Source organism: Wenyingzhuangia sp. (assembly GCF_039768515.1).
Lineage (GTDB): Bacteria > Bacteroidota > Bacteroidia > Flavobacteriales > Flavobacteriaceae > Wenyingzhuangia.
Genome location: NZ_JBDNAI010000146.1, coordinates 1 through 13,031 on the forward strand (window position 1 = coordinate 1; position 13,031 = coordinate 13,031).

General features: G+C 33.7%; 12 protein-coding genes and 1 other RNA gene. 6 read left to right on the top strand and 7 right to left on the bottom strand.

All coding sequences use genetic code 11. The annotated features are described in order from the left end of the window. Positions 1-234: 234 nt before the first annotated feature. From ABF281_RS08955 to aroQ, 3 genes are all read right to left on the bottom strand, one after another. Positions 235-1,527, bottom strand: a complete 1,293-nt coding sequence (locus tag ABF281_RS08955) for a polysaccharide ABC transporter ATP-binding protein (RefSeq protein WP_347181334.1) — start codon at positions 1,525-1,527, stop codon at positions 235-237. Between the two features lie 381 nt (positions 1,528-1,908). Then, the gene (locus ABF281_RS08960) at positions 1,909-2,664 is read right to left on the bottom strand and encodes an ABC transporter permease (RefSeq protein ID WP_347181335.1); all 756 of its coding nucleotides are present in this window, start codon (positions 2,662-2,664) and stop codon (positions 1,909-1,911) included. Positions 2,665-2,769: 105 nt separating this feature from the next. Next, positions 2,770-3,186 (bottom strand): type II 3-dehydroquinate dehydratase, encoded by a 417-nt coding sequence (gene aroQ, locus ABF281_RS08965; protein ID WP_347181336.1) that lies wholly within the window; start codon positions 3,184-3,186, stop codon positions 2,770-2,772. A 128-nt stretch (positions 3,187-3,314) separates the two neighbouring features. On the opposite strand from aroQ, the gene xerD reads away from it, so the two are divergent. Further along, positions 3,315-4,211 (top strand): site-specific tyrosine recombinase XerD, encoded by an 897-nt coding sequence (gene xerD / locus ABF281_RS08970; RefSeq protein ID WP_347181345.1) that lies wholly within the window; start codon positions 3,315-3,317, stop codon positions 4,209-4,211. Positions 4,212-4,297: 86 nt separating this feature from the next. On the opposite strand, the gene rny is transcribed toward xerD, so the two are convergent. The 4 genes from rny to ABF281_RS08990 all read right to left on the bottom strand — a co-directional run bounded on the left by rny (position 4,298) and on the right by ABF281_RS08990 (position 6,649). After that, positions 4,298-5,857 (bottom strand): ribonuclease Y, encoded by a 1,560-nt coding sequence (rny, locus tag ABF281_RS08975; RefSeq protein WP_347181337.1) that lies wholly within the window; start codon positions 5,855-5,857, stop codon positions 4,298-4,300. A 47-nt stretch (positions 5,858-5,904) separates the two neighbouring features. Then, positions 5,905-6,013: non-coding RNA, 6S RNA (ssrS, locus tag ABF281_RS08980), on the bottom strand. A gap of 38 nt (positions 6,014-6,051) precedes the next feature. Beyond that, positions 6,052-6,348, bottom strand: a complete 297-nt coding sequence (locus tag ABF281_RS08985; protein ID WP_347181338.1) for a cell division protein ZapA — start codon at positions 6,346-6,348, stop codon at positions 6,052-6,054. A 10-nt stretch (positions 6,349-6,358) separates the two neighbouring features. After that, positions 6,359-6,649 carry a hypothetical protein gene (locus ABF281_RS08990; protein WP_347181339.1) on the bottom strand — a complete coding sequence of 97 codons (291 nt, stop codon included), beginning with the start codon at positions 6,647-6,649 and terminating at the stop codon, positions 6,359-6,361. 153 nt (positions 6,650-6,802) lie between these two features. Here ABF281_RS08990 and ABF281_RS08995 point away from each other — a divergent pair, with 153 nt between their 5' ends. The 5 genes from ABF281_RS08995 to ABF281_RS09015 form a co-directional block, all read left to right on the top strand. After that, on the top strand, positions 6,803-8,488 hold the full coding sequence (locus tag ABF281_RS08995) for a M23 family metallopeptidase (protein WP_347181340.1): 1,686 nt from the start codon (positions 6,803-6,805) through the stop codon (positions 8,486-8,488). 6 nt (positions 8,489-8,494) lie between these two features. Further along, positions 8,495-10,963, top strand: coding sequence for a TonB-dependent receptor (locus ABF281_RS09000; RefSeq protein WP_347181341.1), 2,469 nt, complete (start codon positions 8,495-8,497; stop codon positions 10,961-10,963). Between the two features lie 55 nt (positions 10,964-11,018). Further along, positions 11,019-11,741, top strand: a complete 723-nt coding sequence (locus ABF281_RS09005; protein ID WP_347181342.1) for an NYN domain-containing protein — start codon at positions 11,019-11,021, stop codon at positions 11,739-11,741. A gap of 223 nt (positions 11,742-11,964) precedes the next feature. Beyond that, a complete protein-coding gene (locus ABF281_RS09010; RefSeq protein WP_347181343.1) occupies positions 11,965-12,156 on the top strand; it encodes a cold-shock protein in 192 nt (63 codons plus the stop codon). A 154-nt stretch (positions 12,157-12,310) separates the two neighbouring features. Then, positions 12,311-13,031: MFS transporter (locus ABF281_RS09015; RefSeq protein ID WP_347181344.1), on the top strand; the 721-nt coding region annotated here is incomplete at its 3' end.

Sequence of the window (13,031 nt, forward strand, 5' to 3'; positions counted from 1 at the left end):
CGTTAATATATTTTTCTGTGGATTATTTCCTTTTCTCATTTCTTTTAATTGTTCCTATTACCCTTAGTATTTCTGACGGTATTCAATTATAATAGCCAATAAACTCATTATGATAGTTTTACATCCATTTAAAAAAATCACCAAATAACACTCATATGACAAAAACACATATTACCATACTATATTATTACAAAACCAATATAATTTTGGAGAAACGTCAATATTTCATAATATTCAATTAATTTCCCATCGATTTGGAGTGTAAACTTTACCATGATGCCTACCTACAATATCTGTTTTATAACCTATTTTGTTATTTGACAACAACTCAAATTGGCATACGTTTTCAAAATAATTGGTGACTGTATCATAAATCAACATATCTATTGAATATTGACCTGTTTTTATTGAAAACCCATTTGATAAATCTACCTTAAATTGAACTTTTTTTGAATTAGGAGCAAACGAAATAGAATTTAACCAAGAGGAGATTGCTGTTTGTCTTTGTCCAAATGAATCAATAACAAACAATTCTATCTTAACATCACTTGGAATGATCTTCTTATATTCAAATTCCCCCTCAATGGTAGACGGCTCAAATACTTTAAAAACATTCGTCTCTAAGTTACCCTTATTGATAAATTTCAAAGAATTAAGCTTGATTTTTTTATTTTCAACAACACTTCTTGATCTCTTTTTTAAATTCTGTTCCATATAAAATTCGATACCTTCTGCTAAAGAACCAATGAAAGAGGTTTCTCCTTTCATCAATACCATAACCCTAGTACACAAACTTTGTATTGCTCCCATATCATGACTCACAAAAAGCACTGTTCTACCTTCTGAATTGGAAATGTCTTGCATTTTACCAATTGCTTTTTTTTGAAATTCTGCATCTCCAACCGCTAAAACCTCATCAACAATTAAAATATCTGGTTCTAAAAAAGCAGCGACGGCAAATGCCAAACGTACAGTCATTCCGCTAGAATACCTTTTTGTCGGGGTATCTATATAGCGCTCACAACCCGAAAAAGAAATCATTTCCTCAATCTTATCACTGATCTCTTTTTTAGTCATACCTAAAATAGCTCCATTCAAATAAATATTTTCTCGTCCTGTCATTTCAGGGTGAAACCCAGTTCCTACTTCTAATAAAGAAGCTATTCTACCTCTAGATTTTATCATTCCTGTGCTTGGGCCTGTTACTTTTGATAAAATTTTAAGTAAAGTGGATTTTCCTGCTCCGTTTTTACCAATAACCCCTAAAATTTCTCCTTTTTTTAGTTCAAAGGAAACATCTTTCAAAGCCCAAACATATGCTGAGTCTCCTTTGGTAGTTCTATCATTGGTCTCTCCTATTTTTAAATACGGATCATTTTTCCCTCTTATTTTGTACCACCACCTATTCAAATCGTGAGAAAGTGTTCCAGTCCCTAGAGTCCCTAAACGATATTGTTTGGATATGTTCTCTACTTTTAGAATAATGTTGTCTGTTGACGATTGTTCGTTTTCTAGGTTCTCTTCCATTCCATTTGTTTTTCAAATTATTTTAACACCTCTAATTTTTGCTCCAAACATATCGTATTATTTTATCAAGAAAATGATTCTTATTATTATGAGACGTCTTATGAGTCATCTCTAATTAGGATCTACATCACAAATAACAATTGGTCTTTATAGATTAAAAATTCATGAAATCAAACCTGTATTTTCTTCTTTATCAACCTTCTAAAATATTATCTTCAATACTTTTAAAAGATCTTCTCCCCTAACTTTATTACTTACAAACCTTGTCCATGGGTAACACCAAAGTTGTATGATAAACTATTTACAGAAACCTCAAAAGCAATATTATAAATATCTAATCCCTGACAACTCCTCTTTCTGTAGCAACAAACAAATAACAGATTAAATCGTATCAATAAAACTTTTTTCGGTACGGTTAAACACCAAAACTCCTAATAAAAATAAAACTATTGACGAAACCAAAGGATAAACAACTCCAAATAGACTAACAGTACCTTCTCCTAGCAAAACAAACCTACTATACTCAATGATATGGGCCACAGGATTATAATCCACTGCCCAAGTGATATGATTTTCTTGGAAGACACGATAGGGCAACGTTACCAAGGAAATATGCATCAAAAGTTGAACTCCAAAAGAAACTAAAAAAATCAAATCTCTGTACTTTGTGACCATAGATGAAATGATCATTCCCAATCCCAAACCAAGTAGTGCCATACAAACAAGTACAATTGGAAAAGTAAATACATAGATATTAGCTGCTATAGCACTCCCATTGAGATAAAAATAAACATAAAAACAAATAAAAACTCCAAACTGGATACCAAACTTCAGAAGATTAGATAAAACAACAGACAAAGGCATGATTATTCGTGGAAAGTATACCTTTCCAAAGATGGCTTGATTTTTTTTAAATGTATCTGAAGTTTCTGTCAAACAGTCTCTAAAGTAATTCCAACTTATAACACCCGCTAAGTTGAACAAAAAAGGGGGAATTCCTCCTGTACTAATGTTTGCGATTTTATTGAAAACCAAGGTAAAAACAATGGAGGTCAACAATGGCTGTATCAAATACCATAATGGACCCAATAGGGTTTGCTTATAAAGCGTGATGAGATCTCTTTTTACAAAGAGCATAAGCAAATCTCTATACTTCCAAACTTCATTTAAGTTTAAATCAAAAAAATAATGCTTTGGTGTAATTACAAATAACCAATTCTCCCTTTTATCCAATGATTCTAATTATTTTATTAAGCCCATCAATCCGAGCTCATAACTCTTCAACCCAAACCCTAAAACAACGCCTTCACAAACAGGAGACAAGTACGATTTATGCCTAAAGGCTTCTCTTTTATGTGTATTTGATATATGTACCTCAATAACAGGACAGGAAACTCCGCTGATAGCATCTGCAATGGCGACAGAAGTATGTGTGTATGCTCCAGCATTCATTACAATTCCATCAAAGGAAAAACCAACTTCATGTATTTTGTCTACCAAATCCCCCTCACTGTTGGACTGAAAATAGACCAACTCAATGTCTAGATATTTTGCCTGTAAAGTACTAAAGTAATCTTCAAAGGTTTCAGTCCCATAAATTTCAGGTTCTCGTTTCCCCAACAAGTTTAAATTTGGACCATTTAAAATTAATATTTTCATAATAAATAAATTATATGGATTAAAAATACATAAAATACAAACGAATACAAAGTTGAACGCTTCTTTACTTTACACTTTACTATTCATGATGCCAATAAAAGTTTATTTATCCTTATTTTTACGAGATGATGAATTGGAAAGTACAGATTAAAGAATTCTCACAATACCTATTGATTGAAAAAGGACTTGCAGCAAACACCATCATCAGTTATCAAAATGACTGCAAAAAACTCTTTCTTTTTTTCAAGGATACTACATGGACTCCAATCAATATTCAAGCTTCGAATATCAAAGATTTTTTATACCATTATTCAAAAACACACAAGGCCAAATCTCAAGCCAGACTCATCTCAGGCTTGTCCTCTTTTTTTGAGTACTTATTGATTGAAAAATACAGGCAAGACAACCCTATGGATCTTGTTGAAACACCAAAAACAGGATTAAAATTGCCAGATACCTTATCCGAAGAGGAAATCAACAAGGTGATCAATACTATCGATTTGTCTCATCCTCAAGGGGAACGTAACCGTGCCATTTTAGAAACCTTATACGGTTTTGGATTACGTGTAAGTGAACTTATTAATTTGAAGATTTCTGATTTGTACTTTGAAGAAGGATTTGTGAAAATTACTGGTAAAGGAAACAAGCAGCGTTTGATACCTACCAATTCTTTTACACAAAACATCATCCTCAATTACATACAAAACCAAAGAACTTTGACCCCTGCAAAAAAAGAAAACGAAGACATTTTGTTTTTAAACCGTCGGGGGAAACAATTAACAAGAGTAATGATCTATACGATCATCAAACAATTATCAGAAAAATCTAATCTTAAAAAATCAATAAGCCCTCATACGTTTAGACACTCATTTGCTACTCATTTATTAAATGGTGGAGCAGACCTAACTGTAATTCAAGCACTTTTAGGACATGAAAGTATAACAACAACTGAAATCTATTTACATGTGGACAAAAGCAAACTGACTAAAGTGGTTAACACTTACCACCCCAGAGCAAAACGTTAAGGGATCTTTTTGGGCTTTTTTTTAACACTAGAAAAGCGTTCTTAGAAACTCTAAAAACGCTTTTTTATAATGAGAAAAATCTAATTTTACTTGGCTACGTTTACGGCTCTTGTTTCTCGTATCACTGTCACTTTCACTTGACCTGGATAAGTCATCTCGGTCTGTATTTTCTGTGAAATACTAAAAGACAATTCAGAAGCTTGATCGTCTGTCACCTTTGAACTTTCTACCAAGACACGCAATTCACGTCCAGCTTGAATAGCATAGGCTTTTTGAACACCTGTAAACCCAAACGCTAAATCTTCTAAATCTTTTAACCTTTGTATGTAAGAATCTAACACTTGGCGTCTTGCACCTGGTCTAGCTCCAGATATGGCATCACAAACTTGGACAATTGGAGCGAGCAAAGTCTTCATCTCTACTTCATCGTGGTGAGCTCCAATAGCATTACAAACATCTGGTTTCTCTCCATATTTTTCAGCCCATTGCATCCCAAGAATTGCGTGAGGCAATTCACTTTCTGAATCTGGCACTTTACCAATATCGTGCAACAAACCAGCTCTTTTAGCTGCTTTTACATTTAACCCTAATTCTGCTGCCATCAATCCACAAAGATTAGCAACTTCTCTTGAGTGCTGTAGAAGATTTTGACCATAAGAGGAACGGAACTTCATACGACCAATGGTTTTAACCAGTTCCGGATGCAAACCATGGATACCCAAATCAATTACAGTACGTTTTCCTACTTCTATAATCTCTTGATTGATCTGCTTTTCTGTTTTTTCTACAACTTCTTCAATTCTAGCAGGATGGATTCGACCATCTGTAACCAATTTATGCATAGACAAGCGAGCAATCTCTCTTCTCACAGGATCAAAACAGGAAAGAATAATTGCTTCAGGAGTATCATCTACAATGATCTCAACACCTGTCGCAGCTTCAATGGCTCTAATATTACGACCTTCACGACCTATAATACGGCCTTTGACATCATCTGACTCAATATTAAAAACAGATACACAATTTTCTATGGACTGTTCTACACCTACCCTCTGTATGGTGTTTAAAATCACCTTACGAGCATCTTGCTCTGCAGTTAACTTTGCCTCTTCTAGGGTATCTCGTATATAACCCATAGCGTCTGTTTTTGCCTCAGCTTTTAACGAGTCAACCAATTGTACTTTAGCCTCTTCTGCAGACAACCCAGAAATAGACTCCAGTAAATCTATTTGTCTCTTGTGGGTTTTGTCTAAAGTCTCTTGCTTCTTTTCTAATATCTCTAGACGGTGATCATAATCCTTTTCTTTCTCCTCAAGAGTTTTGATTAACTTTCTTTCCTTCTCTATTTCTTTGTTCAAAGAAACTTCTTTCTCTTTGGCTCTTTTTTCAGAATCTAAAACTTTTTTATCACGGGAAAAAATTACTTTTTCATGCTCCGCTTTCAGTTCGATAAATTTTTCTTTTGCTTGTAAAATTTTATCTTTCTTGATAGACTCCGCAGTAATCTTAGCTTCTTTTACTATGGATCGTGCATCTTTCTCAGCTTGCACCGTTAAATTTGAAACTTTAAATTTCTCGAGTAATTTTGCAATAACAAACCCTGAAACAAAAGTTCCAATAGCTATCAATATTATAGTTGTATCCATTTTTTTTTAATTAAATTATATAAAAAACCTACTAAGGTTGGTTTTATAAACTCCAAATTAACATTTTTTAGGACTAACATTGTGATCAAGGATCTGTTATTATACAGCTTGCTTTAACACAATAGACTCATCCTTTTTAAAGATATAGTGTTGAGTTTATCAAACGAAAACCAAAGTAGGTAGTGTCTTATTTTCTATGAATCCAAATACGATTCTAACTTGCTATTCAGCATCGAAATTTCAGTAACAATTGCATCATTTTCTTCTTCTTTTATGACTTTATTCACTTCTAAAACAGAAGCAAATTGTAAAGCACACATCGCTAATACATCTTGTTTATCGTTCACCGCATAACTACTTTCATAATCTGAAATCAACTTATTAATGTTTACAGCTGCAGATCTCACCCCTTGTTCTTCTTCAGCAGATCCTACTGAAATCGGGTAATTTCTACCACCAATTGCTACATTAATCTTGTATGTATCCGCCATTTTAAAGAGCTTATGTATTTAATTCTTTAATACACTGATCTATTTCTGCAACTAAAAAATCAATTTTAGCCTTCGTATCTTTCTTATAGCCTTCACTACCTTCAATAGTTTTAGCAATTTTTAACATTTGCAACTCTTCCTTGTAAAAAGAAATCTCATCTTTTAATCCTTTATTACTTTGCTGTAAAACAAAATTGCTGTTGGATATAATTTGATTTTCCTTTTGTAAAAATTCGTAGCGTTCTAGAAGTTGCTCAATATTAGCCTTCAATGTGGCAATTATGTTTTGATGACCTTCCATGTTATTATCACTAAACCGTTACTACAAAAATAGCATTGTTATTTTTAAATCCAATTTTTTAAGCCTCTAATTATATAATTCTTGATTATGTTTGTTTCTCAGAGATTTATACGTCAATTTTAATATTTTTGTACAAACTTAAATGACTTTTTCTTGAACAAAATCATCTTTATTCTTTTTATAGCTTCTTGCAACCCTTCTTTTGGGCAGTCTCATTACCCTCAAAATGATTTTAGAAACCCTTTAGAATTCCCTATGGTTTTAGCTGGAACCTTTGGAGAATTAAGAACCAACCATTTTCATTCTGGAATTGACATCAAAACCAAAGGAAAAATAGGTCAACTGGTGCACACAGCTATGGAAGGCTATGTGTCTAGAATCAAAATCTCTTTGTGGGGTTATGGAAAAGCCATTTACATCAATCACCCAAACGGATACACTACCGTTTATGCACATCTAGATAAGTTCAATGATAAAATTGAAAACTACCTCAAAAAAAAACAGTACGAAAAAGAATCTTTTGAAATCCAACTTTTCCCCAATAAAGATGAACTAACAATTGAACAAAACGAAATCATTGCGCTTTCTGGAAATTCTGGTGGATCATCAGCACCTCACCTACACTTTGAAATTAGAGACAGCCAAACTGAAAAAACAATCAACCCGCTTTTATTTGGACTTAAGGTTCCCGATGACATTAGCCCAACCTTTAAGGGGCTTAGGATGGTCCCGTTTGGAAAAGAAGCTGCAATAAATAAAATACCGGTAGCTCAAGATATTCAGACAAAAAAAATAAACAAGCACTTGTATGTTGCTGATCGTGTTGAAGCTATTGGTAAAATTGGAATCCAAATCAACACTTATGATTTGTTGAACAATACGCCCAACAAAAATGGCGTTTATAGTATTGATATGTCGGTCAATGGAGTGACCGTATACCATCACGATTTAGAAACTTTTGCTTTTGATGAAAGCAAGTACATCAACCTTTTAATTGACTACGAACATTTTGCCAAATACCACAACAAATACCAAAAAACATATATTGAACAACCAAACAGACTCTCTATTTATCAAACAGATGAAAACAAAGGGTTTATTTTCATTAACGACCAGGAGGATTACCATGTTGAAATCACGATCCGTGATATTGCAAAAAATACCACAACCATAAAAATACCTATCACAGGAAATAAAGTCATTACTCCCATTATCAAAGAGAACAAACGAACACCTTATTTTGTGGACCAAAACAAATACACCGTCTTTAAACAAGGAAAATCTGAGATTAGATTCCCCAAGCATACTTTTTTCGAAAATGTGTATATTCAATATCAGTATCTTAATAACAAGATCACTGTTCATCAACCAAAAATCCCTCTGAATAAAAACTACACCCTAACATATTTTACAGACAGCCTAACAACCACTCAAAAAAAACAAATCTATTTTGCTCGTAAAAACAAAAACACATACAACTATATAAATACAAATAAAAAAGAAAATAAAATTTACACAAACACCAAGTTGCTGGGAGACTTTTACTTAAAATACGATAGTATTTCTCCTGTGATATATCATCCCAGCTTTTATGAAAATCAAAACATTCGTAAACACAAGACCTTAAGTATTTTCATAAAAGACAACGAATCAGCGGTTAAAAATTATTATGCTACTATTGATGATCGATGGGTGTTGATGGAGTATGAACCCAAAAAAAATAAATTGAGTTTTGATTTAAGTGACCTAGCAGTCCATAAAAAAAATCATGTTTTTAAATTAAAAGTTCAGGATGTTTTAGGAAACACTAAAACATTTGTATCAAAATTTTTCAAATAAAAAACCTTGAAAACATTACTAATTACACTTTGTTGCTTCTGTAGTTTCACCCTGTTTTCTCAAACAGGATTTGTTTCGGGTATCGTCACAAACCAGGCGAAGGAACCTGTTGTTGGCGTGAATATCACCTATCATGACAAAGGAGTTATAACCGATGAAAATGGAGCTTACAATATCGAAATACCTATAAATCAAAAAACAACAATTAAATTTTCGCATTTAGGGTACAAAACCCTCATCAAAAATTTTAAGGGTTACAAAAACAAAACCATAAAATATTTTCCAGTCTTAAATAACCAATCTCAGGACATTGAAGAAGTTACCATCAAAAGCTATGAAAATGCACAAAGGGGAATAGTAAAACTTAAGGCTGCTAAGTTTAAAAGAATCCCTGGGGCAAACGCTGGTATAGAAAACCTGTTGATGACACAACCTGGGGTAAACAACAGTAATGAATTGAGCACGCAATACAGCGTTCGTGGAGGAAGTTTTGATGAAAACCTAGTCTATGTGAATGGTGTGGAAATTTATAGACCTTTTTTAATCCGATCAGGACAGCAAGAAGGACTCAGCTTTTTGAACTCTGATATGACAGAAAACATCAACTTCTCTGCTGGGGGGTTTGAAGCTAAATTTGGCGATCGACTATCTTCCGTATTAAACATTCACTACAAAAGGCCGACCAAACAACAATCTACACTCCATGTTAATTTATTAGGTGCAAGCTACACCTATGAAAATTTGTTTTTAAACAAAAAACTATCAACACTTATCGGTGCTAGATACCGTAACAATCAACTACTCGTAAACAGTAAAGACACTGAAACAAATTTTAAACCCATTTTTGTTGACATCCAATCCTACATGTCATATCAACTCAATAAAAACAGCAGGTTTGACTTTTTAGGAAATATAGCCATCAACAACTACAACTTTACCCCCATTTCTAGAGTAACAAAATTTGGTGGTTTATTTAAACCCAGAGAACTGGTTGTTTTCTATGAAGGTAACGAACAAGATGATTTCAAGACTTATTTTGGAGCACTAACCTTTAAACACAATTTTGATAAAGACACCAAATTAGAAATCACTGCTTCAGCTTTTAATACACAAGAACAAGAGTACTATGATATCTTTGGCGCTTATGCCATGGTAGAGGTAGACCCTTTAAACGGCGAACGATTGTTTACCAATGGAGTAGGTTCTCAACTTGACCACGCAAGGAATGATTTAGATATTCTGATACAAAATGCTAAAATATCTCTAAAGCATAAAAGAAATAATCACCACTTTGAAGCAGGTCTAAAATTTCAAAAAGAAAACATAAGAGATCGTGTGAACGAATGGAAATCTATTGATGATAACGGGCTTACTTTGAGAGCTCCTGAGCTAGGTGATTTCTACAATCAACCTTATCAACCCTATACCTCTGACATCAATTTATATTACCAAGTAAAAGCTCAAAACGATGTTACCATCAATAGAGTATCGGGATATTTTCAATGGAATAAAAAATGGTATATCGGTGACCACACCCTTTGGCACCATGCGGGTATTAGAACTCACGTTTGGAAAATTACAAACAATTTAACTCCAACAACTTCTCAGGTACAACAAACAATAAGTCCAAGATTTAGACTTTCTTTAAAACCTGATTGGGACCACACCGACATGGTATTTAGGTGGTCTTCCGGTTTTTATCATCAACCTCCCTCCTACAAAGAACTCAGGGACGTAAACGGAGAAATTCTAAACAATATAAAAGCTCAAGAATCTATTCACTTTGTGTTTTCCAACGAGTACAGCTTTAAACTGTGGAAACGTCCTTTTAAAATGACTTCTGAATTGTATTTCAAACAATTAAACCATATCAATGCTTACGCACTGGACAATGTTAGGATTAGATATGATGCAAACAACAATACAGAAGCTTATGCTACGGGTCTTGATGTAAAATTAAGTGGTGAGTTTGTGCCTGGTAAAGAGAGCTGGGTGAGTCTAGGTTTACTTAAAACAGAGGAAAACACCAACAAAAGAGGGTATATCCCTAGACCGACTGATCAACGTTTTAAACTTGCAATCTTATTTCAAGATTATGTACCCAGTAACCCAAACTTTAAGGTATTTTTAAACTTGGTATTAAACAGTAGTTTACCCGGAGGATCTCCGATAAACGCAAGAGCAGATCAAAGCACAGGAGTAGATCGATATCTTTTTCAAACCCGCCTAAGACCTTACAGAAGAGCAGACCTAGGTGCGTCATACATTATCGTTGATAAAAACAAACAATACGAATCAGGCTTTTTAAGCACTTTCAAAGAACTTGATATCGGACTTGAACTTTTCAATATGTTTGACATCAACAACACCACAACCAATACATGGATATATGATGTTGACAAGAATCAGTATAATGGTGTCTCAAATGTTTTGTCAGGTAGGATTTTAAATTTCAAAATCGGAATGCAGTTCTGAAACCTTTTTTTAGAACTTAAATAACCGTATATTTCTAAACATAACAATACACACCATGAACAATAATTTAGCTGTATTAATAGACGGAGATAATATTCCATCATCCCCAGTCAAAGAAATGATGGAAGAAATAGCCAAGTACGGAAACCCAACCCTCAAACGAATTTATGGAGATTGGACCAAACCACATCTTGGCAAATGGAAAGATTTACTCTTAGAAAACGCCATCACTCCGATACAACAATATGCTTATACTTCAGGTAAAAACGCGACAGATTCTGCCATGATAATTGATGCAATGGATATCTTGTATTCAGAAAAAGTTCAAGGATTTTGTTTGGTTTCCAGTGATAGTGATTTCACCAAACTAGCGACAAGACTGAGAGAAGCTGGAATGCAAGTGATTGGGATTGGAGAAAAAAAAACACCGACGCCCTTTATTGTAGCCTGTGATAAATTCATATACATAGAGGTGCTTAGAAAAATACAAGACAAAAAAGACAGTAAAAAATCTGCTGACAAAGACAATATTGATCATATCAATCCTAAAATCATCAAACTGATCAAAGCCACCATCTCTGATGTTTCTGATGATGATGGCTGGGCTTTTTTGGGAGATGTAGGAAGCTTGCTACAAAAAAAACGTCCTAGCTTTGATGCCCGAAACTATGGTTTCGAGAAATTAACTCCGATGATGAATGCTATTGACGAATTTGAAATAGAACAAAGAGAAACCCCCAAAAGCAGACACAAACTGATTTACGTAAAAAACAAATAAGAAAACAGGAAATCTCTTCCAAACAACACTCGACAAACCAAACTCTGAATCGGCTATCTATCATCGAAAACTTTAGAGATGATGAGGTGAAAAAAAAATAAATACACCCTTTAAAACAAACAACTGATTAACAGATGATTGTATTTAAAAATAAAATTCATTTTATAGTAGATGTAAACTAATTTAGACTACCTTGCGGCTTTAAAATATACAATTTATTATTATGAGTAACGGAACAGTAAAGTTTTTCAACGATTCAAAAGGATACGGATTTATTACTCCAGAAGATGGAGGAAAAGATGTGTTTGTACACATCAATGGTTTAACTGATGAAATCACCGAAGGAGACAAAGTATCTTTTGAAGTTGAAGAAGGACGTAAAGGATTAAACGCAGTAAACGTACAAGTTATCTAATTTGATTCCTTTACTATAAAGTTTAGAAAAAGCCTATCAATAAATGATAGGCTTTTTTTTATGCACTATTTTTAAGATAAGTTTTAAAAGAAAATCAAATCATTCTAAGTACTTATATTTATATTTAAACCTAAAACGTACAAAGATCTTAGCTATGTCAACAGCACAAAATAAAAATCAGCATATCATTCCCATTATAATTATTGCTGGGCTATTCTTTATCTTCGGATTTGTCACATGGATCAATGGGGCCTTAATCCCTTTTATGAAAGCTATTAACGAATTGACCTCTGCTCAATCTCTATTCGTGGCTTCTGCTTCCTATATTTCATTCGTTGTAATGGCAATTCCTTCTTCTTTCCTACTCAATAAAATAGGTTATAAAAAGGGGATGTCGCTCGGTTTATTCATTATGGGGCTCGGCGCACTGGTTTTTATACCTGCCGCTGAACAAAGAACATATTGGATGTTTTTGATTGGAATTTTTATTCAAGGTGCTGGGATGACAATTTTACAGACAGCATCAAATCCTTACATAACCATCTTAGGGCCATTGGAAAGCGCGGCAAAACGAATTTCTATCATGGGGATTGCAAATAAAGTTGCGGGTGCTTTGGGTTCTATTATTTTTGGAGCTTTATTATTGAATGGAATAGACGAAATGCAACAACAACTTGTTCATGTAGATCATATTAAAAAATCTGCACTCTTAAACGATATGGCAGAAAGTGTGGTTGCTCCATACCTTGTAATGGCAATGATTCTTTTTATTTTAGGAATACTCATTAGAAAAGCTCCATTGCCAAATGTAGAGGCAAATTTTAATGAAAACTTAGCAGTAGGAAAAACCTCAAAAACAAATATTTTTCAATTTC